Here is a 22,677-nt window from a genome sequence, read left to right as displayed (position 1 = left end):
TGATGGAGAACCCCAAGAATGAGTACAGCCTGGCCATTGTCGGGGCGGGCCCGCGCGGCACCAGTGTGGTCGAAAGATTTGCTGACTTGGCACTAAAGCTGACGCCCAAAGGCAGCCGGCTGAATATTGTGGTTTTTGACCCGTACCGTCCCGGATCGGGGCATGTCTGGAATCCACGCCAGTCCGAGAACTTCTGGATGAACACCCCCGCTTCATTTCCTACGGTCGCGCCGGAACGGGTCACCGATGAACCTGGCCTGAGTTTCAGGCAGTTTGTGCAGCTGAAGGGCGATGGGCGGCAGCTCAGCGAAGACCACGCAAGAACCATTGAGCGCATTGACGCGGGAACCTATCCCTCACGGGCCATCTACGGCGAATATCTGGAGCATGTTTTTGACCGAAGCTGCGAGGTATTGCATGAGCATGATTCCTTCAGCATCCAGCATGTTGCCGCCGAGGTCCTGGCGCTGCGGACGCAGGGCAACGGCTACCAGTTGGAATACCAGGCGGCGGCTCACGGCTCCGAGGTGCAGCATTTGCCGGTGGACGCTGTGGTGCTGGCTCTGGGGCATCAAAGTGCAGAGCTGAATCCGTGGCAAAAGCAGCTTCAGGAAGCCGCGACTAATTCTGGTGCTACCTATCTGCCCCCGAATATCCCGGCGGACCTGGATTTCAATAAATTTGCAGGGGGACAGCCAGCTCTGATTCGCGGACTGGGATTGAACTTCTTTGACTGCATGGCAGAACTGACCTTGGGCCGAGGCGGCATATTCCGGGAAGTCGGTACCGAGCCAGGGCAGCGCTTTGAGTACGTTGCTTCAGGGAGGGAGCCGGAACTCATTGTCGCCTCGCGCCGCGGAACTCCGTACTGGGGCAAGCCGGTGGTTGACCAGTTTATTCCTGATGAGATTCAACTGCGCTTTCTTGATGTCCAGGATCTGATCGGCCACTTGGCCGAGATCCGGGCGACAAATTCAAACGCCACTCTAGAATTCTCGCGGCATATTTGGCCCAAGCTGCATCGTGATGTGCTCTTTGCCTATTATCGGCAGTGCGTCCAAATGAGCGGTGCGCCTGCAGGGTTCGCAGTAGAAGAATTCATTGATCGGCTGGAGGCAATCCTCGTAGCCGAACACCGTGAAGGCAGCCAGGTGTGGTTGGGAGAGCTGCGCAAATTCATCTCGCAATTCCCGGAGATTCATTGGCTGGATGTTCCCAAGCTCGCACGCCCCTTTGAAGAGCTCGGTTTTGCCTCCAACGGGGACTACCAACTGGCAGTGCAGGATTATCTGGTCAGCAATGCCCGGCACAGCTCTGCGGGACTCGATGACCCGCTGTCCTGCGCAATCATGACCATGAACGCCGGTCGCATGCTGGTCAAGGAACTGATAGTCGCAGGCGCTATCGACGAGCAATCTCGAATAGAAGAGATCCAGGCGCACTTCGAGCCGCTGGTCGAGGGGCTGGCTTCCGGGCCGCCCTTGGAACGCATTGAACAGCTGCTGGCGCTGTCCCGCGCTGGCATCGTGACCTTCATCGGCCCGGAGCCCGAGTTCGCCTTTGATGAAGTTTCTGGCCAGTTCACGGCTTCATCGCCATGGGTGGACGCAGAAGTGCACACAGCCAAGACCATGTGCGAAGCAATGATGCCCAGCAACCGCGTACTGCAGAATGACACAACGCTGATCAAGCAATTGCTCAAGGACCACGTTGGCCGGGCGCACACGTGGCGCAATTCTGAAGGTGAAAGTCTCCCGGGCTCGGGATTTGATGTTGTTGGCGAACCCTACCGATTGGTCAACAGCGAGGGTCTGGCCCACCGCGGCATTTTTGTAATGGGACTGCAGCTATCCTCAGCCCAATGGGGGACTGCCATTGCTGCGCAAGCCGGTGACCTGAACAGTCCCGCGGCACGAACACTCAAGGACGCTACCCACGTAGCCAACGAAGTGGCGCGCCTGGCCGGTTTCCTGGTGGGCGAAGGGCTGCCGGCCGAACGGCATTAAACTGCTTGGCGGGCCGATCTGAAGATCAGCCCGCCAAGCTCATAACGCGGATGGTATGGGATTTGAACCCATGAGACGGGGTTGCCGCCTACTGGTTTTCAAGACCAGCTCCTTCGGCCGCTCGGACAACCATCCAACCCGAAAAAGTATACGGCATGAACCCTGAATGAAAGGAATTGGGCCCCATGAGCCAAACAATGAATGCCTACATCTACAACGCTGGTGGCGGGCCAGAAGTTATTGAACTTACCGAACGGCCAATCCCTGCTGCCGGACCCGGAGAAGTACTAGTCAAGGTCGAAGCTTTTGGATTGAACCGGGCAGATGTCCAACAGCGAAAGGGCGTGTATCCACCTCCTCCAGGCGCCAGCGACATTCCAGGGCTGGAAGTATCCGGAAGCATTGCCGCGGTTGGTGCCGGGGTGACCGAGTGGAGCATTGGAACTCGCGTAGCAGCCCTGCTGGCCGGAGGCGGCTATGCGCAATACGTCAACGTGCCGGCCGAACTACTCATCAGAATCCCCGATGTACTCTCCAGCGTGGAAGCCGCCGCGCTGCCAGAAGTTTCCGCAACGGTAGTCTCCAACCTGTTCATCGAGGGCGGGCTGCAAGAAGGCCAGGCAATCTTGATTCACGGTGGCGCTGGCGGCATCGGTTCCATGGCGATTCAACTGGCCAAGGCGGCCGGTGCACGGGTGCTTGTCACAGCGTCATCGGCCCAGAAGCTTGCGTACTGCCAGCAGCTGGGAGCAGATGAAGGCATCAACTACCGCGAAGAGGATTTTGAGCAGCGCGTCAAGGAACTGACCGATGGACAGGGGGTGAACCTGATCCTTGACGTTATCGGAGCAAAGTACCTGCAGAGCAATATCAATGCGCTCGCCGTGGATGGGCGTTTGGTAGTTATTGGCCTGCAGGGAGGAACGAAAGCTGAGCTGAATATGGGCGTGATGCTCGGAAAGCGGTCGCGGGTGATCGCCACGACTCTCCGGTCCAGGCCGCTGGCGCAGAAGAGCGAGATCATCAAGCAGGCCGTCGCACGAGTGATGCCGTTGGTCGATGAAGGCAAACTGTCCATCAACGTCTCCAAAGTCTTCGAATTTCCGAACCTGACTAGTGCTCATGAGTATTTTGATTCAGGTGAGCACACGGGAAAGATCGTCGTGAGGGTTTAGCCGGAAATGTTTCAGGCGCGTAAAGTGACACAGTAGTCTTAACCACGTGACCGACCTTATAGAGGCCGGTCGTGCACATCACTTGTCACGCCCTGAGGAGGATGCTCACCTTGAGTGCCCAAAATACGCTGCCCCCAGCCGGCGTTGATCCTGAAGTCGCCCAACGCGAAGAAAAGCGTTGGACGCCTTTGCGGATCGCCGTCTGGATCGCCATCGCCCTGATTGGTGGCATTGCCTGGTCTTTCCTTGCCTTTTCGCGAGGAGAAACCATCAATGCGATTTGGTTTGTCTTCGCGGCCGTGGCCACCTACCTGATCGCCTACCGGTTCTACTCGAAGTTCATCGAACGCAAGATCGTCAAGCCCGATGATTTCCGCGCAACCCCGGCTGAGTCGGTGAACAACGGGCGTGACTTCGTGCCCACCGACCGCCGTGTGCTCTTCGGGCACCACTTCGCGGCTATCGCTGGTGCCGGTCCGCTGGTTGGCCCGATTCTGGCAGCCCAGATGGGCTACCTGCCGGGAACGATCTGGATTATTGTCGGTGTAGTTTTGGCCGGCGCGGTCCAGGACTATCTGGTGATGTTCTTCTCGATGCGCCGTGGCGGGCGTTCGCTGGGCCAGATGGCCCGCGAGGAACTCGGCTTGATCGGCGGCACCGCCGCCCTGATCGCCACGCTGACCATCATGATCATCATTACCGCCATCCTGGCGCTGGTTGTGGTCAACGCCTTGGGCGAATCAGCATGGGGCGTGTACTCGGTGGGCCTGACCATTCCGATCGCCTTGTTCATGGGCATTTACCTGCGCTTCATCCGCCCGGGCAAGGTTCTGGAAATCTCCATCATCGGCTTTGTCCTGTTGATGTTCGCGATCATCTCAGGGCGCTGGATCGCCGAATCGCCGTGGGGTGCTGAATTCTTCCATCTGGATCGCACCACCATCGCCTGGGCCATCATCATCTACGGCATCATCGCCGCCGTACTTCCGGTCTGGCTGTTGCTGGCTCCGCGTGATTACCTGTCCACGTTCATGAAGATCGGCGTCATCGGCTTGCTGGCCGTAGCCATCATTATTGTGCGCCCGGAAATCACGGTTCCGGCGTTCTCCGAGTTCGCCGGACGCGCTGATGGCCCGGTGGTTTCCGGGCATATTTTCCCGTTCCTCTTCGTGACCATTGCCTGTGGTGCGCTCTCGGGCTTCCACGCCTTGATCTCCTCGGGTACCACCCCGAAGCTGGTTGAAAAGGAAAAGCAGACCCGCTTCCTGGGGTACGGCGGCATGCTGATGGAATCCATGGTGGCCATCATGGCGCTGGTTGCAGCGATCTCGATTGACCGTGGCGTGTACTTTGCCATGAACTCGTCGGCGGCAGCTACCGGCGGCACCGTGGAAACCGCGGTAGCGTTTGTGAACTCGCTGGGCCTTGCCGGCGTGAATCTGGAACCGAATACCCTCACCGAGCTGGCGGCCAATGTGGGCGAGACCAGTGTGGTTTCGCGTACCGGTGGCGCGCCGACCCTGGCTGTGGGCATCGCCCACATCATGCACCAATGGTTCGGCGGCACCGCGATGATGGGCTTCTGGTACCACTTCGCCATCATGTTCGAGGCACTGTTCATCCTCACCGCAGTTGATGCTGGCACCCGCGTGGCCCGCTTCATGCTTCAGGACACCATCGGTAACTTCTTCCCGAAGTTCAAGGACACCTCATGGCGTCCCGGGGTGTGGATCTGCACCCTGGTCATGGTGGCTGGATGGGGATACATCCTCATCCTGGGCGTGACCGACCCGCTCGGCGGCATCAACACCTTCTTCCCGCTCTTCGGCATTGCCAACCAGCTGTTGGCGGCAATCGCCTTGGCCGTGGTGATGACGATCATCGCCAAGCGGAACAACTTCAAATACCTGTGGGTTGTCGCGCTGCCGCTGGCCTTCACGGTGGTGGTCACCTTCGTCGCCAGCTGGCAGAAGATCTTCTCAACCAATGCCAAGGTCGGCTATTTCGCCAACCATAATGCTTACAAGGAGGCGCTGGCCAACGGCGAAACTTCCCTCGGTTCGGCCAAGACAGTTGAAGCGATGGAAGCAGTGGTCCGCAATACCGGAGTCCAGGGTTGGCTGTCGGTGCTCTTCTTGCTGCTGACCGCGGTGGTGATTGTCACCGCTGTCATGGCGACCATCAAGGCCAAGAAGAACGGTGGCGGTAACGACACAGAGGATCCCGCTGTTCCTTCCAAGATGTACGCACCCTCGGGGCTGATTTCCACTCCTGCCGAAAAGCAGCTGGAGAAGGAATGGAAGCAGGTTCCGGCGGCATCACAAATTCAGCGTGGCGGCCACTAGCCATGGCTTCGCTGATGGAACGCCTCTCGCAGGCCAAGAAGTTTGTGGACGGTGTGCTGGGTGCGGATAAATACCAGCACTATCTGGAACACCAGGCCCGCACCCATCCGGACCAGAAACCGATGAGTGAACGGGAGTTCTGGAAGGACTACACCGACTGGCAAGAGAAGAATCCTGAAGGGCGTTGCTGCTAGAAGCATCAATAACCGGTCCTGGACCCGCCGCACCTGCGGCAGGCTCCGGGACCGGTTTCGTTTTGTGTCGTGCTTGAGGTCTAAGCGGTGCCTGGTCACCGGTAGGCTAGAGCTATCGATCCTTGTACATCACCAGCAAAGAAGTGTCATGGCGTTCTTTTCACGACTTCGCGCTGAGCGCGCAGCCACTCGCGAACTTGGCGAGGGCGTCTGGCGCCGCGCCCACGACCGCTTCCAGCGGTCCTTGGATCGCGTCTTCCAGGTGGTCGAAGGCATTGCCGATGACCAGGTGTACAACCTGCTGGTGAAGGAAGCCAACGAGATGGCGGATCTGTTGCCCGCGGTGCGTCAGCTTTGCTGCATGGCCCACCGGATCACGCCGAGCAACGACGAGCATATTCCGCAATCCACCGCAGGAGTGCACCGCAGCCTCACCAAGTCGGCCAACGACCTTGCGACCACCGCACAGGTCATTGCGATGATGCGGATGCAGGCTGAAGCGGGGGAGTCGATCGATATTGAATCGGTCCGCCATCGCGCGCAGCTGGTCAAGGAAGACGTTGGCCGGGCCATGCAGCTGCTCGCTGACAGCGAATAATTGACTTTTCCCGATCAGTTGCGTGGTGGTCCTAGAAATCGGAGCAAGCCGTGCACTAAATTGGTTGCATGACCCAAACAATACCCACAAGTAAGTTCCTCGACGGAAACACCATTGACCAGCTGGGTTACGGCGTCTGGCAGGTCAAGGACGACGAAGCGGAAGTAGCTGTTGGCAAGGCGCTGAAGGCTGGCTACCGCCACATCGACACCGCAAAGATCTACGGCAATGAGGCAGGCGTCGGCCGCGCAGTTGCCGCAAGCGGCATCGCCCGTGAAGACCTCTTCATCACCACCAAGGTCTGGAATGCGGACCAGGGCTATGAGAAGACCATCGCAGCTGCCCAGGCATCGCTGGTACGTCTTGGCTTGGACTATGTCGACCTCTACCTCATCCACTGGCTGCAGCCAAAGCGCGGCACCTACGTGGACACCTGGAAGGCCCTGATCCAGCTGCAGAAGGACGGCAAAGCCAAGTCCATCGGCGTCTGCAACTTCACCGTAGAAGCCCTTGAAGAGCTCTACACCGAAACCGGTGTGCGCCCGGTGATCAACCAGGTGGAAACCCATCCGTACTTCCCGCAGGCCGAACTGCGCGCCTACGAAGCGGAACACGGCATCCTGCATGAGTCGTGGTCGCCACTGGGCCAGGGCGGGGACCTGCTCAAGGACCCAGTGCTCGAAGGCATCGCCAAGAAGCATGGCGCCTCGATGGCACAGGTTGTCATCGCCTGGCATCTGGCCCTGGGCAACGTCGTGATCCCGAAGTCCGTGACCGATGCGCGCATCGTCGAGAACTTCGAGTCCTTGAAGGTAGCCCTTGACGCTGAAGATATCGAAGCGATCGCTACCCTGGATCGTGGACCCGAAGGGCGAATCGCGGCTGACCCCGCCACTGCCGACTTCGAATAAGTCATTAAACCTGCGCGGCCCCTCGGATTGCCAAGAATTCGAGGGGCCGTTGCGCTCCCGATAACCGGCAATCCATGAGGAGACTTCGCCATGCACAAGCTCATCGTCCTATATCCAGAACCAGTTGATCGCGACGCCTTCATCAAATACTACGAAGAGACCCACTTGCCGCTCGCGGCCAAGCTTCCAGGGCTTCGTGCGTGGCGCTACTCGACCGATATTTCCCCGGACGCGCAAGGCCAGGCAGCTGGGTACTTCGCCATTTTCGAGGCCGAATTCAGCGATGTTGAAGCCTACCGCACTGCGATGGGCTCACCCGAAGGGCAAGCTGTCGCCGCTGATGTTCCCAACTACGCTACCGGGGGAGCCATGACGCTCGACTATGAAATCACCGGTGGAAGCTAAGGGCCAGGAACGCGAAAAACCCCGGAATCATGCAACACATGATTCCGGGGTTTTCTTCACAACCGAGCCCCCTGCCGGATTTGAACCGGCGACCTGCTCTTTACGAGGGAGCTGCTCTACCCCTGAGCTAAGGAGGCCTGTACCTGCAAACAGGCACCACGTCACTTTATCCGAGGAATTGTCTGATCGTCAAAACGAGGAAGACATGAATGCCCCCGCTCAGCACTGTGTGTCCGGTGCCGGGGCCTTCCCGTCAATCAGGTAGCCATCGACCGCTTCGGTGATGCAGTCATTGGAACGGCCATAGGCCGTGTGCCCATGTCCTTGATAGGTCAATAGCGTGGCGTTATCCAACTGCTTGGCCAGCGACTGCGACCACTGGTACGGGGTCGCAGGATCCGAAGTCGTACCAACGACGAGGATCTCGCTGGAACCCTTGGCGTCCAGCGCTCCGGCCTTGCCGGTGGGCTTGTGATCCCATGCATCACAGGCGATCTCGCCGTAGGACAGATACTTGCCCAGCGTCGGAGCTACGCGCATCAGCTCGGTAGCTTCCTTCCCCATTGCCTCAGCATCGGCATTCATCGGACGATCCAAGCAATTGATGGCAGTAAACGCATCGCTGGAATTCGAGCCATAAGTTCCATCGCCCTGCCGATCGGCGGCGAGGTCGGCAAATCCGAGAATGGCATCGACATTCCCGTCATTCACCGCTGATGCCATGGCCTGGGTCAGGTACGGCCAATTTGAATTGTCGTACAGCGGCAAGATGAAGCCGTTGACAAAATCGATGATTGGCACGGCGCGGCCATCGCTGGAGGTCATGGGCTCGTTTTCGACCTGGGCGAAGAACTGCTGCAACTGCACCTTGGCGGATTCCTCCGTTCCGCTGAAAGGGCAGCCTTCGGATTCAACGCACTGGGCTAGCCAAGCTTCAATCTCATGCTCAAAACCAACAGCCTGCGCCTTGGTCAGGTCAGTGGCCTGGCTTTTTGGATCCATGGCTCCGTCGAGGACAAAGCGACCCACCTTGTGCGGGAACAGGTCCGCATAGGTTGCCCCCAGGAAGGTTCCGTAGGAGAACCCGAGATAGTCCAATTGCTTGTCCCCGAGCACCGCGCGGATGACATCCATGTCCTTGGCAGCCGAGACCGTATCAACGTGGCCAAGGAGCTCCCCGGTGTTGGCCGCGCAATCGGCCGCATAGTGCTCGGTTTCCTCGACGATCTGTTCTTGATCTTCAGGCAACCAGGCGCGCAGGTTCTCCTGTCTTCCTTCGTCGGTCTCGGCATCGCTCTGGCAAGTGACCGGGGTGCTTTCGCCCACGCCACGCGGGTCAAAGCCGATCACGTTGTAGGCCTTTTGCAGGTCGGCACTGAACATGGCTTGCACCGAAGATTCGACCATATCCAGCCCAGAACCACCGGGACCGCCAGGATTCACGAGCAGGTTTCGGCTGGCTCCCTCCGAAACGCGCCGGTTCAGTGCAAGGTCGATGCTTTCACCGGTTGGGTCTGCATAGTCCAGCGGCACCTTGATCGTGGCGCATTCAATAACATCGCCGCATTTCTCCCAATCGACCTGCTGGGAGTAGTAGCTCTCCAGTCCTTGCGGAGCTTCGACGCTGCTAGCGCTCGGGGCGGCGTCGGTCCCTTCGGAGTCAGGGAGCGTCGATCCAGCGGAGCAACTGGTCAGCCCGGCAAAGGCCAGCAGGGTCGCCACCGCAATTAAACGCAGTTTGGATGAGCGTACAGGCACGTTGAGTGTCTCCTTGCGTTGGTTAGCGGCGACCCGGGTTCGGAAGGAGGCGAGTCATCAATGCTTCCAAAGCCATGAGCTGATTGACGTTGGCGGCCAAGCGACTTCTCGTCTGGTTGATGGCGTCCAACTGGGCCAACGACTTTTCTTTGCTCTGGCCTTGTGAATAAGCTTCGAGCTTCTCGCGCAAATGCTCGTTGATCAGCTCGATCCCGGTTCCCAGCTGAAGGCTCAGGACATCACGGAAAAACGTGGTCAAGTCGGTTAAAGTCCGGTCCAAGGCATCAAAGCTGGCGCGTCGCGCGAATCGCTTCGCATCCTCTTCCAAGGCCTTGAACTGGCCGCGCAACCCAGGAGGAATGGTTTCTTCAGGGCTTAGGCCGTTGGCATGGCGCAGTTGTTCGGTCTTCTTCTGCAGATCGGTGCCGGTGATGTTTTCCGCGCGTTCCGTGGCCAGCTTGGAGATTTCCGCGGCGGCCGCCATGGCCTGGGGCAAAGTGGTGGTGCGCAGTGGCAGGGTAACAACCTTTTCACGCTGGATTCGAGCCTGCTCATCGCGGGCCAGCAGCCGGGCCACGCCAATATGCGACTGCGAAACCCGGGCAGCGAAGAGGGCCTGCTGCGGATCAAGGCCGTCGCGGCGCACCAAGAGGTCCGCCACGTCTGCGGTGGAAGGCACCGAAAGATTCACCGCACGGCAACGAGAACGGATGGTGACCAAGACGTCGGCCGGGGAGGGAGCGCAGAGGATCCAGATCATCCGCGCTGGCGGTTCCTCGATGGCCTTGAGCAGCACATTGGTGCTGCGTTCAGACATGCGGTCCGCGTCTTCAATGATGATGATCCGCCAACGCCCGGTGCTGGCGCTTTCCTGCGCGCGGGTGATCAGGTGGCGGACATCGGCAATCTGGTATTCGAATTTGTCGGTGGAGACAAAGGAAACGTCCGGGTGCGAGGAAGCGAGCACCAGCTTGCAGTTCTCGCATTCGCCACAGCCGGCTGGGCTGGTGGTGCACTGCAAGGCTGCCGCAAAGGCGCGGGCCGCCGTAGTTCGTCCCGAGCCAGGAGGGCCGGTGACCAGCCACGCATGGGTTGGATTGCCGCGGTCAACTTCGGCGCACAGCGTATCGATGACGCGCTGCTGGCCAGCCAGATCGCCAAAGACCGGGCGGCTCACAGCAGTCCAGCCAGGTGCGTGGTGACAGAGTGGTGCAGGTCTTCGACGCTGTTGCTGGCATCCAAGACGAGATAGCGGTCCGGATCCAGGGAAGCCAGTTCCAAGAAGGCCTGGCGGATGCGTTCGTGGAAATCGTCGGGCTCGGCCTCCAGCCGGTCGGCCGCTTCCACACCGCCACCAGCAGCGATGCGCCGGGCCCGGCCGTCGGCTGCCGAAATGTCCAAAATGATGGTGGCATCTGGCTTCAACCCGTTAGTGGCGAAATGGTTGATCCCCGCGACCGCATCAATTCCCAGGGCGCGTCCAATTCCCTGATAAGCCAGTGAGGAATCAACAAAGCGGTCACAAATGACATGGGTGCCAGCGGCCAAAGCCGGGGTGATGACCTGCTGGACGTGGGCGGCCCGGGCCGCGGAGTAGATCAGGGCTTCGGTGCGTGAATCGATATCGCCGTGGCCGTGTTCAAGTACCAGCGAACGCAGTGCCTCGCTGATTTGGGTTCCGCCTGGCTCGCGGGTGGTAATGACCTTGGACCCACGTGTTTCCAGCCATTGCTGGGCGAGGGCGACCTGCGTGGACTTGCCTGCGCCGTCGCCGCCTTCAAAGACTATGAACAAGCCTGGGGCCGGCGCGCTCGATTCGTTATTCACCCCTCTAGCCTATCCAAGGAGCCGGCAAAACAACTGCGCAACCCCTCGGCCGTACGCAACTAATCGCCCAGTGTGGTGGATTCGTCAGATGAAATGTACTGAAATCCATCCAACGCTGTGCGGCGGCTGCGCGTAAAGTTTTTTCCATGAACTCCAGCAGCATGCCATCAGCTCCACACCCCGAGTGGGATCCGAAGACCCTTGTCGTTGCAGGTGGCCGTCCGGCCCACGCCATCGATGCACCGGTGAACCATCCGGTGACCTTCACCTCGACCTATCACTCCCACGGGCAAGCAGCTGCCGATGAACGCGTTTATGCGCGCTTCTCCAATCCGACCTGGGACCCATTTGAAGAGGTCCTGGGCCAGCTGGAAGTTGCCGCGTTGCCGGCGCTGGTGTTCTCCTCGGGCATGGCTGCCATTGCTGCGGCGTTGAGCTTGGTTCCCGCTGGGGGCGTGCTGGTAATGCCAAGGCATTCCTATAACGGTTCGCTGGCCCTGAGCTCGGAATTGCAAGCTGCCGGCCGGCTGGACATCCGCCCGGTGGATATTGCCGACACCGATGAAGTAGTCGCCGCCTTGCAGGGTGCTGACGTGCTGTGGGTGGAATCGCCGACCAACCCGATGCTGGAGGTCGCAGACCTGCCAGTGCTGCTGGCAGAAGCCCAGGCCCGCGACGTGCTGAGCATTGTGGACAACACCTTCGCCACCCCCTTGCTGCAGCGTCCATTGACTTCGGGAGCCGACGTAGTGGTGCACTCTGTCACCAAGTACCTCTCAGGGCACTCCGATGTCATCATGGGCGCGCTGGTGACCAGCGATGAGTCGCTGCGCCAGAAGCTGCACGGCTACCGGACATTGCATGGCGCCATCGCCTCCCCGATGGATACCTTCTTGGCCTTGCGTGGTGTACGCACCATGTCGGTGCGCATCGATCGTTCGCAGAGCAACAGCCAGGTGCTGGCACAGCGCCTGGCCGAACACCCCAAGGTGCAGGCGGTGCGCTACCCCGGCCTGGCACAGGATCCAGGACATGAGCGGGCTGCGCAACTGATGGATGGCTTCGGTTCGGTGATCGCCTTCCAGGCGGGGCAGAGCGCCGAGCATGCCGACCAGGTTGTCGCTGCCTTCAGCCTCATTACCGGAGCGACGTCCCTGGGCGGGGTGGAAACCCTGGCCGAGCGCCGGGCACGCCACGCGTCGGAACCGCAGACCGTTCCCGAGAACCTGATCCGCCTCTCGGTCGGGATCGAAGATGTCGAGGACTTGTGGTCGGATCTGAAGCAGGCGCTGGAACAGCTCTAGCGCGTGGCAGTACCAAAAAATACCAACGCCCATAGGTAGAGTGAAGATATGTCCATGATGTATGTAGCCCATCTGATCGAGTACTACTTGATGCTGGCTCTGAGCGTGATCATTCTGGTGCTCGCGGTCTGGGCGGTAATTGACTGCTTGCGCCATGGTGCACAGCGCTTTGCGCAGGAAGGCAAGCGCACCAAAGGCTTCTGGACCGGCTTGACGGCTGCCAGTGCCGTTGTTTCGTTGCTGGGCATCCTCAGCGGGGGCGGAATCGGCTTCTTGCAGCTGATTGGCGCCTGCATCGCCTGCGTCTACCTGGCCGATGTGAAACCAGCAGTCAGCGGCCAAGGCGGCGGCTGGTACAACTACTAGGCCCCGGCAAAGAACATAAATCTTTTGATGACCCGCACTCTCCTGCAGATGGAGGGGCGGGCCTTCTCAATTAATGAACACTCCTTAACTTTGGCGCGTCTGCGCTGGAGCATTGGATAGGATGGCTTATATGAGTCACACTTTGATCTTGCTTCGCCACGGGCAGAGCGAATGGAATGAAAAAAATCTGTTCACCGGCTGGTACGACGTATCGCTGACCGAACAGGGCCGTGCTGAAGCATCACGCGGTGGCCAGTTGCTGGCAGAAGCCGGATACAAGCCAGAGGTGCTGCATACCTCGCTGTTGACCCGTGCGATTGTCACCGCCAACCTGGCATTGGAGGCCTCAGGCCGCTCGTGGATCCCAGTGAACCGCGACTGGCGCCTGAACGAACGCCACTACGGCGCACTGCAGGGCAAGGACAAGGCCCAGACCTTGGCCGAGTTCGGCGAAGAGCAGTTCATGGAATGGCGCCGCAGCTACGACACCCCGCCGCCAGCCCTGGACGACGCTTCGGAATTCAGCCAGATCAACGACGAGCGCTACGCCGCCCTGGGCGATTCCGCACCACGCACTGAGTGCCTCAAGGACGTGCTTGACCGCATGCTTCCCTACTGGGAAAACAATATCAAGGCAGATTTGTCCGCAGGCAAGACCGTTATGGTCACCGCCCACGGCAATTCGCTGCGTGCGTTGGTCAAGCACCTTGACGGCATCAGCGATGAAGACATCGCCAACCTGAACATCCCAACCGGCATCCCGCTGGTCTATGAGTTGGACGACAATTTCCAGCCGATCACCGCCGGAGGAACCTACTTGGATCCTGCAGCTGCGGCCGATGCCATCAAGGCTGTCGCAAACCAGGGACGCAAGTAAGACCCACTATTCGGCGGCACCAGAACCCCAGGCCCTGAGCTTGGAAATTCTGGTGCCGCCGTTTCGGCTTTAAGCTGGAATATTGGCTGGCTATATGGCTGTGAGCGAAACTACTGCGCACGATTGTATTTTTGGCATTAGTATGCTGTAATCTCCTATTTCGAATAGGCTCAATGGCTCACGTTAGGAATGCAATTCGTGGCAACTGATTACGATGAAGTCCGCCCAGACGTTGCTGAGGCACGTAAGGCTTCTCTGGATGCGGTTAAGTCCGCAAACGCACCGGACGCCAAGTCCGTCGTGCGCGAGCTCGAACGAAGCCGATCACACTGATGGAATGGATCTGCCAGGTGCAGATTTGTCCAACGAGGAACTGACGGTTACCGTCATTCCACAGAAAGACGACGAGTTCATTTGTGGCTCGTGCTTCTTGATTCGCCACCGCTCACAGCTGGTTCGCGAAGAAGGCAATGTAGGTTTCTGCGTAGAGTGCGAAGGCTAAAACCCGCTTTACGCTGGCGCTATTAGTGCGTCGAAAATTTCTAGGGCAACCCGCCAATTGGCGGGTTGCCCTTCGCCTCAGCGGCTCTTTGCGCACATGGCCAAAAAAGTAGTGCCTGCTGCCGGAGTTCTCCGGCAACAGGCACTACGTCAAGAATTCAGCACGCGCTCACTGGCTCAGGCGTCGGATGGGTCCCACTCGCCGGTGACCAGGTAGGTCACCTTGCGTGCTACCGAAACGCCATGATCGCCGAAGCGCTCCAGGTAGCGGCTGGTCAATGAAACATCAACGGTAGTTGGCGCCGAAGCGTCCCAATCCGCTTCCGCAATTCGCGCAAACACGCTGGAGTGCAGGCGGTCGACTTCGTGGTTCAATTCAATAATTTCCGCGGCGATCTTCAGATCACGGGTATCGAGCAGGCGGGCTACCGCCTGGGCAATCTGGATATCGATCCTGGCCATTTCAGAAAAGGTTGCCGAGATCCTTTCTGGAATTGCCGGCTGCGGGAAACGCAGGCGGGCTAGCTGCGCCAGGTGGCGTGCTAGGTCGCCCATGCGTTCCAGGGAAGCGCTCATGCGTAGCGAACCGACGATCATGCGCAGGTCGCTGGCCACGGGGCCCTGGAGTGCCAGGGTGTCGATAGCTCGTTCATCCAGCTGGTTCTGCAGGAAATCAATTTTCGCGTCCGCCGCGATAACTTCCTGGGCTAGCTCCACATCGGCATTCGCCAATGAATCCCACGCGCGATCCATTGCGGTCGCGACCTGGTTGGCCATCTCAATAAGTTCTTCGCCAATTTGTTGTAGATCTGCCTGAAAAACCTTACGCACAGCAGTTCCTTTCGAGTGTCGGTTCCCATGCCAGCGGGTTCCCTGTCTTCGCAGCGAACCACCCCAAACAGATTTATGGCATGGTGGAGGGTCTTACTCCAGCCTGTCAGCGGGTGATTAACGAATATGCCACGAAACGTGAACGTTTGGTGAACAGCGCGCCGATTTGGCCGTTTTCGCGTCATTTAGGAACGAAGGAACCCAGTGGGGAAGCTAGGCTAAAAGGGTGAACGATGTGATCTCGACTCTGATAGCCGGTGTCCTCGGTCTGGCCTTGGGCATCGTTGGCGTGATCGCTTTCAGGATGTCGCAGCGCAGGACCGCCCGACTGCCGCAGGTTGACGAGCCCCTGCTCCCTGAAGGTGCAGCCGCTGTCCTGTCCGTTATCGGACGCGCCTTCGTGATCCTCGATGATGTCGACGGCGTGGTGCGGGCCAATCCGGCATCCTATGCCTACGGGCTGGTGCGTGGACATACGCTCGTGCACAACGAACTGCTGGCCCTGGTGCGCCAGGTCCGGGCGGACGGCGTGATCGCTGAAAGCCAGTACGAATTGCAACGCTCAACGCTCGGGGCCGGCCAGCTGATTGTGCACGTGCGCGTTGCGCCTCTGGGTGATGAATACATTCTGCTGCTGGCCGATGACCGCACCGAGATCACGCGCACCGAAGCCATGCGCAATGACTTCGTGGCCAACGTGTCCCACGAATTGAAAACACCGGTCGGCGCGATTTCCTTGCTGGCCGAGGCCATTACCGAAGCCGCCGACGATCCGACAGCTGTGCGCCGCTTCTCCACCCGGATGGACAAGGAATCGCGGCGGCTTGCCGCGCTGGTCCAGGACATTATCGAGCTCTCCCGGCTGCAAGCCAGTGACGCCATTGTGCAGGGCAAGGAAGTGAACATCCACAACGTGGTGGCCGAAGCGGTGGACCGCAGCCACTTGCTTGCCGAGGAAAAGGGCATCAGCATCACCGTGGGCGGACATCTTCAGGAACCGATCCTGGGTGATCCCGACCTGCTGATGACCGCGGTGCGCAACCTCATCGATAACGCGATCCGCTACTCGCCGGCGAACACGAAGGTGGGCGTGGGGATCCGCCAGCGTGATGGCTACGCACAGATTTCGGTTACCGACCAGGGGCCGGGCATTTCACCCGAAGAGCAAGAACGCGTCTTCGAGCGCTTCTACCGGGTGGACTCGGCACGCTCGCGGCAAACAGGTGGCACCGGACTGGGACTGAGCATTGTCAAGCACGTGCTGGCCAACCACGGTGGCGAAGTATCCCTGTGGTCGCAGCCCGGCCAGGGCTCCACTTTTACCCTAAGACTTCCCCTAGCGGATGAAGAACGGACGGGCGCCGATGGTGCCGCCGACGAGATGATGAAGGAACGAGCGGTCGAGGCTAGAACCTCCGATCGCGAAGGAGGACGACGATGACCCGCATATTGATCGTAGAGGATGAGGAATCGCTCTCTGACCCGCTGTCTTTCCTGCTGGAGCGCGAAGGTTTTGAAGTACGGATCGCCGAGGACGGGCTGGTTGCCGTCACCGAGTTCGAACGCCACGGCGCCGATCTGGTGCTCTTGGACCTGATGCTGCCGGGCCAGCCGGGCACCGAGGTGATTCGCCAGATCCGACTCAATAGCCAGGTCCCGGTCATCATGCTCACCGCCAAGGATTCGGAAATCGACAAGGTGGTAGGCCTGGAGCTCGGCGCCGACGACTACGTCACCAAGCCCTACTCATCGCGCGAGTTACTGGCCCGCATCCGTGCCGTATTGCGCCGCCAGGGCGAGGGCGAGGAGCTCATCAGCAATGTGGTCACCGCCGGCCCGGTGCGAATGGACGTTGAACGCCACATGGTCTCGGTGGACAATACCGAGGTGTCCATGCCGCTCAAGGAGTTCGAACTGCTTGAGATGCTCTTGCGCAATGCCGGCCGTGTGCTCACTCGCGGCCAATTGATTGACCGCGTCTGGGGCAGCGACTATGTGGGGGACACGAAGACCCTCGATGTTCACGTCAAGCGCCTGCGCTCGAAGATTGAACCTGACCCGGCCACGCCAGAGCACTTGGTGACGGTACGCGGCTTGGGCTACAAGTTCGTGGTCTAGCCGGCAACAACGCTTAAACGACAGGGAGCCTGGGAACGAATCAAAGGATTCGTTCCCAGGCTCCCAGTTCTGTTGAGCCCTAGTGACCCGAAGTAGAGTGGCTCTCGGTCTTCTTCAGGTGGTCGGTGACCGAGTCATCGGATCCGCCTGGTACGAAATCGCGGTATTCAGCCAAGGTGCCGTCTACAACTGGAACGCTGAAGTCCACGGTCTCACCAGCTGCGGTGAAAGCGGTCTTTGCGTGCTCGCCAGCTGCAATGTTCAGGCCAGAGATGACCTTCTGGTTTGCATCGTCTTCCAGCTTGACGCTTTCGTCGGCTGGAACCGAGATGGTTACCGGCTGGGTGCTGGCTGCCTTAACGGTCAGGGTCAGCGAGGAATCGCTGTCATTGACAACGGTGCCGATCAGGCGCGCCTTGGAGCCGTCGCTGTTGGTAACGAACATCAGGTTGCGGACCTGTGCGTCGGCAACGTCGACATGCACGCCATCGCTGGCAGCGTAGTCGGTGTTGGTGGACTGCTCGTTGATGGCGCCACAGCTGGTGACACCGAATGCCAGGGCAGCCACAGCGAGGGACGCGGCAATGCGGCGTCCAGCGGTCATGCGTGCGGTGATCACGACACTAACTCCTCGGTGAGAATAATGAGTTGCTTCGGTTCGAGGCTATCGGCCTGGCTGCGCCCAGAGCAGGGGCAGCCCAAGATTTAGACCACGATTACCTCTAAGCCTAGCTGTTTTTAACGCAAAGACGCGATTTAGCGACGTGCAACACACGCTTTTCGACAAGTGGTAGAGAACCGGGAAAGGGATGAAGAGGTATAAAACCCTGTTCAGCGTATTTTCTTCTTACCATGTTTCTCTTGCGAATGGAAGAGGCGATTCCGCGTGAATTCGCGGTTATATGGGGCACAAACGAGGGATCGTTGATGGTAAACATGTTAGACTAGTTTGTGGGAAAGGGGTTTATCCACATGGTTTTTGAGGTTGGCGAGACTGTTGTCTACCCGCACCACGGCGCCGCAATGATCGAAGAGATCAAGATGCGCAAGATCAAGGGCGAAGAGAAAATGTATCTCAAGCTCAAGGTGGCTCAGGGCGATTTGACCATCGAAGTTCCTGCAGAGAACGTTGATTTGGTTGGCGTGCGTGACGTGGTAGGTCAGGAAGGCTTGGACCATGTGTTCGATGTCCTTCGTGCTGAATTTACTGAAGAGCCGACCAACTGGTCGCGCCGCTACAAGGCAAACGTCGAGAAGCTGGCTTCCGGCGATGTCATCAAAGTTGCCGAGGTCGTGCGTGACCTTTGGCGCCGTGAAAATGATCGTGGTCTGTCGGCTGGCGAAAAGCGCATGCTGGCCAAGGCCCGTCAGGTTTTGATTAGCGAATTGGCTTTGGCCAAGGACCTGGATGAGACCAAGGCCGAGGGCCTGTTGGATGAGGTCTTGGCTTCGGCCTAGGCAAAACTCCCGATTGCATCTTGCCGTGGAGCGCTGTAAAGCGTTTCACGGCTGTTGCCGTTAAAAGCCCAATCACTTGCCGATGAACACGATAAGCTGGACGCTGTGAAGCAAACCCCATCGCATTCTTCGAGCCTGATCCTGGTTGCTGCCGGAATGGGCACGCGGCTCGGTGCCGGAATCCCCAAAGCGCTGGTCCAGGTGGCCGGCAAAACTTTGGTGGAGCACGCCATCGACCGAATCCTCCAGGTTAAGCGGATCACCGAAATCATCGTGGTCACACCCGCTGGCGACCACCGCATGGCCGAGACGCTAGCCGCCTTTGGTTCCATGCTGCGCACCGTGCCCGGCGGAAGCAGCCGCGCCGATTCGGTACGCCGCGGGCTCGAAGCGGTCAATCCCGGGGCCTCGGCCATCTTGGTTCATGACGCCGCCCGCGCCTTTGCCCCTGCAGAGCTTTACGATCGGGTCCTCGACGCCCTGGAACAGGGACAAGCCAATGCGGTCATCCCCGCGCTGTCGGTAACCGACACGATCTCAGTCGTGGGGCCGGGAGGAGCGGCGGGTGCTGAATTCATCGATCACACACCGCCGCGATCCACCCTGCGCGCGGTGCAAACTCCGCAGGGATTCAACGCAGCGGTGCTGCGCCAGGCCCATGCCCAGCTCGACCACTGCACCGAAGCTGAACTGGAAAAAGTTACCGATGACGCTTCGATCGTGAGCGCGCAGGGAGAAAAGGTACAGGTTGTCGCCGGAGCGCAGCAGGCTCTGAAGGTCACGCACCCCGAGGACCTGGAAACCGCCAACCAGCTGGCCACCGACCAGAACAGCTCCGACAACACAGCCAGGGAAACAATGATTCTGCCACGCATCGGCAACGGCATCGACGTCCACGCCGTCAGCCAGGACCCCGCCCGGCCAATGTGGCTGGCTGGCCTGCACTTCCCGGACGATATTGGCCTTTCGGGGCATTCGGACGGCGACGCGGTGGCCCATGCTGCCTGCGATGCGCTCTTTAGCGCTGCCGGGATCGGCGATCTGGGAACCCACTTCGGGGTGGGCCGGCCGGAATTCTCCGGGGCCAGCGGTGTGAGCCTGCTTGCAGAAGCGGCCCGCCTGGTACGCGAGGCAGGGTTCGAAATCGGGAATGTCGCCGTGCAGTTTGTGGGACGGCGCCCGCGCTTCTCGGCCCGCCGCGAAGAGGCCAGCCAGGTGCTCAGCGATGCGATAGGCGCCCCAGTCAGCGTCATCGCAACCACCAGCGATGGCCTGGGGTACGAGGGCGAAGGCACCGGAATTACCGCCTACGCCACCGCCCTGGTCTTCCCCCGGCAGCGGTGAGCTCGCAGGCCCGGTGAAAAGCCCAGATCAGCGAGCGCATCACAAGTGAAGTACAAAGGCCGTGTCCATCGGATAACCTTAAAGGCGTGAGCCTGCGATTCTATGACACCAAAACAGCATCTGTACGCGACTTCCAGCCGCTAGCCGAAGGCGAAGTCAAGCTGTACTACTGCGGCGCCACCGTACAGGGCATGCCGCATGTAGGCCATGTGCGCAGCGCCATCGTTTTCGATGTCCTGGTTCGCTGGCTGGAATACCGCGGGTTTGCGGTCACCACGGTACGCAACGTGACCGATATCGATGACAAGATCCTGGAGAAGTCTGCCAACTCCTTTGCCGCAGATTTCGAGGCCGACCAGCACTACAAGCCGCGCGAAGAATGGTTTGCCCTGGCCTACCGCTTCGAGCAGGAATTCGCCCGCGCCTATGAAGCGCTGGGTGTACGCCGGCCGACCTATGAGCCACGCGCTACCGGGCACATCACCGAAATGCATGAGCTGATCGCGGAGCTGATCGAGCGCAGCCACGCTTACCCGGCCGCCGATGGCTCCGGCGATGTGTACTTCGACGTGCGCTCGTACGAGCAGTACGGTGCCTTGACCCGGCAGAAGATCGAGGACATGCAGGACGCCGCGGACTCTGATCCGCGAGGCAAAAAGGACGCCCGCGACTTCGCCCTGTGGAAGGGGCAGAAGGACTCCGATCCGGGCACCGCTTCCTGGCCAAGCCCATGGGGCCGTGGCCGCCCAGGCTGGCACCTTGAGTGCTCGGCGATGGCCGGCAAGTACCTGGGCAGCGAGTTCGACATCCACGGTGGCGGACTGGACCTGCGTTTCCCGCATCACGAAAACGAGATGGCGCAGTCCAATGCGGCCGGCCACGGGTTCGCCAACTTCTGGATGCACAATGGCATGGTCACCTACGAGGGCGAGAAGATGTCCAAGTCCATTGGCAACACCATTTCCCCCGAGGAAATGCTCGCCCTGGCCGACGCCCGAGTGGTGCGCTACTTCCTGGGCCAGGCCCAGTACCGCTCCATGCTGGACTACCGTCCGGACTCGCTGACCGAAGCCGGTGCCGCGGTGGAACGCATCGACACCTTCATCTCGAACGCCCGCTACCGCTTGGGTGCTGTAGCAGATTCGATCGTTGCCACGCAAGTGCCGGAGGCATTCGCCAGTGCGATGGATGACGACCTGAACGTCCCGATGGCCCTGGCGGCGTTGCACGAAACCGTGCGCCACGGCAATGCTTCACTGGACAAGCACGACGACGCAGCCACGGCCACCGCACTGGGCCAGGTTTTGGCGATGACTCGGGTCCTCGGATTGGACGATGCGGGCAATCAGCAGAATTCCAAGGCAACTGCCGAGCACGATGTCCTGGATCAGTTAGTCCAGGCGCAGCTGGCTGAACGCGCCCAGGCGCGAGCCGCCAAGGACTGGGCCCGCTCGGATGCGATCCGCGATGCCTTGGCCGCCGCTGGAATCACGGTGCTCGACTCGGCCGATGGCGCCCGCTGGACACTGAACAACTAGCCGACCTAGCGGCTACAACAAACTCAACTTTAAGGACACATACCATGAGCAAAAAGGGCCCAACCAAGGGCAGTGGCGGCAAGGGACGACGTTCCCTCGAGGGCAAGGGCCCGACCCCGAAGGCAGAAGACCGCCCGTACCACAAGGCTTACCGCGCCAAGCAGCTTTCCGAGCGCTCGGCAGCCAAGCGCAGCACCGGCAATCGCACCGACCGCATCAAGGTCAACGCGGAATTTGTCACCGGCCGCAACTCGGTGGTTGAAGCATTGCGCGCTGGCATCCCTGCCAAGGCGCTGCATGTAGCCATCCGCGTTGATGTTGACGACCGCGTGCGCGAGTCCCTCAAGCTTTCTGCGGCCCAGGGCATTCCGTTGATGGAAGCTTCCAAGCAGGAACTCGACCGGATGACCGATGGCGCGATCCACCAGGGCCTTGCCCTGCAGATTCCGCCCTACGAATACAAGGACGCCGTTCAGTTGGCGACCAAGACGATCAAGGACTACGACCGCGGGTACACCAACTCCCAGCCGCTGTTCCTTGCCTTGGACGGCATCACCGACCCGCGCAACCTTGGCGCGATCGTTCGCTCGGCCTCCGCATTTGGCGCAGACGGCGTCATCATCCCTGAGCGTCGAAGCGTTGGCATGACTGCCTCGGCATGGAAAACCAGCGCCGGCGCTGCTGTGCGCGTTCCGGTTGCCAAGTGCAGCAACCTGACCAGTGCGCTGAAGGAAATCAAGGCCGCTGGTATCTTCGTCATCGGCCTTGACGCCGGTGGCGACATGGAATTGCCAAACTTTGAACTGGCAACCGGTCCACTGTGCATCGTGGTTGGCTCGGAAGGCAAGGGCCTGTCCCGCCTGGTCCGCGAAAACTGCGACGCCATTGTCTCGATCCCAATCGACTCCGCCATGGAATCGCTGAACGCGTCGATGGCCGTCGGCATTTCGCTGTACGAAGTTTCCCGTCTGCGTAATCAGGGCACCAAGTAGCACTGAGCGTTCTTCAAAGGGTTGCCACTTGTCGAGAGACAGGTGGCAACCCTTTTTCGTAGAGTGACCCGCTTCATAACAACAAATTTCAGTTGTTTTTGGGCAGAATTCACTCCCGCTCGCTCAGGA

21 protein-coding genes, 2 tRNA genes and 1 pseudogene are annotated in these 22,677 nt (G+C 59.8%); 17 read left to right on the top strand and 7 right to left on the bottom strand.

From position 1 onward, the window contains the following. Positions 1-2: 2 nt before the first annotated feature. Positions 3-2,006 carry an FAD/NAD(P)-binding protein gene (locus ACT7DV_RS03135; RefSeq protein ID WP_444664769.1) on the top strand — a complete coding sequence of 668 codons (2,004 nt, stop codon included), beginning with the start codon at positions 3-5 and terminating at the stop codon, positions 2,004-2,006. Positions 2,007-2,053: 47 nt separating this feature from the next. Here ACT7DV_RS03135 and ACT7DV_RS03130 read toward each other — a convergent pair. Continuing rightward, a tRNA-Ser gene (locus ACT7DV_RS03130) sits at positions 2,054-2,141 on the bottom strand. Positions 2,142-2,203: 62 nt separating this feature from the next. Between ACT7DV_RS03130 and ACT7DV_RS03125 the strand changes: the two genes are divergently transcribed. The 6 genes from ACT7DV_RS03125 to ACT7DV_RS03100 all read left to right on the top strand — a co-directional run bounded on the left by ACT7DV_RS03125 (position 2,204) and on the right by ACT7DV_RS03100 (position 7,634). Then, a complete protein-coding gene (locus tag ACT7DV_RS03125; RefSeq protein WP_444664767.1) occupies positions 2,204-3,181 on the top strand; it encodes an NAD(P)H-quinone oxidoreductase in 978 nt (325 codons plus the stop codon). 101 nt (positions 3,182-3,282) lie between these two features. Next, on the top strand, positions 3,283-5,526 hold the full coding sequence (locus tag ACT7DV_RS03120) for a carbon starvation CstA family protein (protein WP_060700594.1): 2,244 nt from the start codon (positions 3,283-3,285) through the stop codon (positions 5,524-5,526). Between the two features lie 2 nt (positions 5,527-5,528). Further along, positions 5,529-5,720: a YbdD/YjiX family protein gene (locus ACT7DV_RS03115; RefSeq protein WP_444660837.1), complete on the top strand. Its 192-nt coding sequence runs from the start codon at positions 5,529-5,531 to the stop codon at positions 5,718-5,720. 148 nt (positions 5,721-5,868) lie between these two features. Beyond that, entirely contained in the window at positions 5,869-6,318 is a 450-nt protein-coding gene (locus tag ACT7DV_RS03110) for a hypothetical protein (protein ID WP_444660836.1), read from the top strand. 68 nt (positions 6,319-6,386) lie between these two features. Further along, positions 6,387-7,229, top strand: a complete 843-nt coding sequence (locus tag ACT7DV_RS03105; protein ID WP_444660835.1) for an aldo/keto reductase — start codon at positions 6,387-6,389, stop codon at positions 7,227-7,229. A gap of 90 nt (positions 7,230-7,319) precedes the next feature. Further along, positions 7,320-7,634, top strand: a complete 315-nt coding sequence (locus ACT7DV_RS03100) for an EthD family reductase (RefSeq protein ID WP_444660834.1) — start codon at positions 7,320-7,322, stop codon at positions 7,632-7,634. A 65-nt stretch (positions 7,635-7,699) separates the two neighbouring features. Here ACT7DV_RS03100 and ACT7DV_RS03095 read toward each other — a convergent pair. The 4 genes from ACT7DV_RS03095 to tmk form a co-directional block, all read right to left on the bottom strand. Continuing rightward, positions 7,700-7,771, bottom strand: a tRNA-Thr gene (locus tag ACT7DV_RS03095). Between the two features lie 82 nt (positions 7,772-7,853). Next, a complete protein-coding gene (locus tag ACT7DV_RS03090) occupies positions 7,854-9,392 on the bottom strand; it encodes an alpha/beta hydrolase (RefSeq protein WP_444660833.1) in 1,539 nt (512 codons plus the stop codon). A gap of 22 nt (positions 9,393-9,414) precedes the next feature. Continuing rightward, positions 9,415-10,569 carry a DNA polymerase III subunit delta' gene (locus ACT7DV_RS03085; protein WP_444660832.1) on the bottom strand — a complete coding sequence of 385 codons (1,155 nt, stop codon included), beginning with the start codon at positions 10,567-10,569 and terminating at the stop codon, positions 9,415-9,417. After that, positions 10,566-11,219, bottom strand: a complete 654-nt coding sequence (tmk, locus tag ACT7DV_RS03080; protein ID WP_444660831.1) for a dTMP kinase — start codon at positions 11,217-11,219, stop codon at positions 10,566-10,568. The genes ACT7DV_RS03085 and tmk overlap by 4 nt, the downstream gene beginning before the upstream one ends. 146 nt (positions 11,220-11,365) lie before the next feature. On the opposite strand from tmk, the gene ACT7DV_RS03075 reads away from it, so the two are divergent. From ACT7DV_RS03075 to ACT7DV_RS03060, 4 genes and pseudogenes are all read left to right on the top strand, one after another. Next, a complete protein-coding gene (locus ACT7DV_RS03075) occupies positions 11,366-12,523 on the top strand; it encodes a trans-sulfuration enzyme family protein (protein ID WP_444660830.1) in 1,158 nt (385 codons plus the stop codon). Between the two features lie 48 nt (positions 12,524-12,571). After that, the gene (locus ACT7DV_RS03070) at positions 12,572-12,889 is read left to right on the top strand and encodes a DUF2516 family protein (RefSeq protein WP_146277670.1); all 318 of its coding nucleotides are present in this window, start codon (positions 12,572-12,574) and stop codon (positions 12,887-12,889) included. 130 nt (positions 12,890-13,019) lie between these two features. Next, complete coding sequence (locus ACT7DV_RS03065; protein WP_444660829.1) at positions 13,020-13,766, top strand: phosphoglyceromutase; 747 nt, start codon at positions 13,020-13,022, stop codon at positions 13,764-13,766. A gap of 198 nt (positions 13,767-13,964) precedes the next feature. After that, positions 13,965-14,268 (top strand): annotated as a pseudogene (locus ACT7DV_RS03060) (DUF4193 domain-containing protein). Between the two features lie 176 nt (positions 14,269-14,444). Here the strand turns inward: ACT7DV_RS03060 and phoU are convergent. Further along, positions 14,445-15,098: a phosphate signaling complex protein PhoU gene (gene phoU / locus ACT7DV_RS03055; protein WP_060700603.1), complete on the bottom strand. Its 654-nt coding sequence runs from the start codon at positions 15,096-15,098 to the stop codon at positions 14,445-14,447. Positions 15,099-15,333: 235 nt separating this feature from the next. On the opposite strand from phoU, the gene ACT7DV_RS03050 reads away from it, so the two are divergent. Together ACT7DV_RS03050 and ACT7DV_RS03045 are read left to right on the top strand one after the other, a co-directional pair. After that, positions 15,334-16,539 (top strand): sensor histidine kinase, encoded by a 1,206-nt coding sequence (locus ACT7DV_RS03050; protein ID WP_444664766.1) that lies wholly within the window; start codon positions 15,334-15,336, stop codon positions 16,537-16,539. Continuing rightward, complete coding sequence (locus tag ACT7DV_RS03045) at positions 16,536-17,216, top strand: response regulator transcription factor (protein WP_060700604.1); 681 nt, start codon at positions 16,536-16,538, stop codon at positions 17,214-17,216. The genes ACT7DV_RS03050 and ACT7DV_RS03045 overlap by 4 nt, the downstream gene beginning before the upstream one ends. Before the next feature lie 79 nt (positions 17,217-17,295). Here ACT7DV_RS03045 and ACT7DV_RS03040 read toward each other — a convergent pair whose 3' ends face one another. Continuing rightward, positions 17,296-17,835, bottom strand: a complete 540-nt coding sequence (locus ACT7DV_RS03040; RefSeq protein WP_444660828.1) for a DNA modification methylase — start codon at positions 17,833-17,835, stop codon at positions 17,296-17,298. A gap of 353 nt (positions 17,836-18,188) precedes the next feature. Here ACT7DV_RS03040 and ACT7DV_RS03035 point away from each other — a divergent pair, with 353 nt between their 5' ends. The 4 genes from ACT7DV_RS03035 to rlmB all read left to right on the top strand — a co-directional run bounded on the left by ACT7DV_RS03035 (position 18,189) and on the right by rlmB (position 22,548). Then, positions 18,189-18,674, top strand: a complete 486-nt coding sequence (locus ACT7DV_RS03035; protein ID WP_022877089.1) for a CarD family transcriptional regulator — start codon at positions 18,189-18,191, stop codon at positions 18,672-18,674. A 105-nt stretch (positions 18,675-18,779) separates the two neighbouring features. Beyond that, positions 18,780-20,018, top strand: coding sequence for a 2-C-methyl-D-erythritol 4-phosphate cytidylyltransferase (gene ispD / locus ACT7DV_RS03030; protein ID WP_444660827.1), 1,239 nt, complete (start codon positions 18,780-18,782; stop codon positions 20,016-20,018). A gap of 86 nt (positions 20,019-20,104) precedes the next feature. Then, positions 20,105-21,556: a cysteine--tRNA ligase gene (gene cysS / locus ACT7DV_RS03025; RefSeq protein ID WP_444660826.1), complete on the top strand. Its 1,452-nt coding sequence runs from the start codon at positions 20,105-20,107 to the stop codon at positions 21,554-21,556. A 44-nt stretch (positions 21,557-21,600) separates the two neighbouring features. After that, a complete protein-coding gene (gene rlmB, locus ACT7DV_RS03020) occupies positions 21,601-22,548 on the top strand; it encodes a 23S rRNA (guanosine(2251)-2'-O)-methyltransferase RlmB (RefSeq protein ID WP_060700607.1) in 948 nt (315 codons plus the stop codon). Positions 22,549-22,677: the final 129 nt, after the last annotated feature.

It is taken from the genome of Glutamicibacter sp. TV12E, from assembly GCF_052441935.1.
Taxonomy (GTDB): Bacteria; Actinomycetota; Actinomycetes; order Actinomycetales; family Micrococcaceae; genus Glutamicibacter.
Note: the sequence above shows the minus strand (reverse complement) of the source record. Positions and strands in the feature narration are given on the sequence as shown.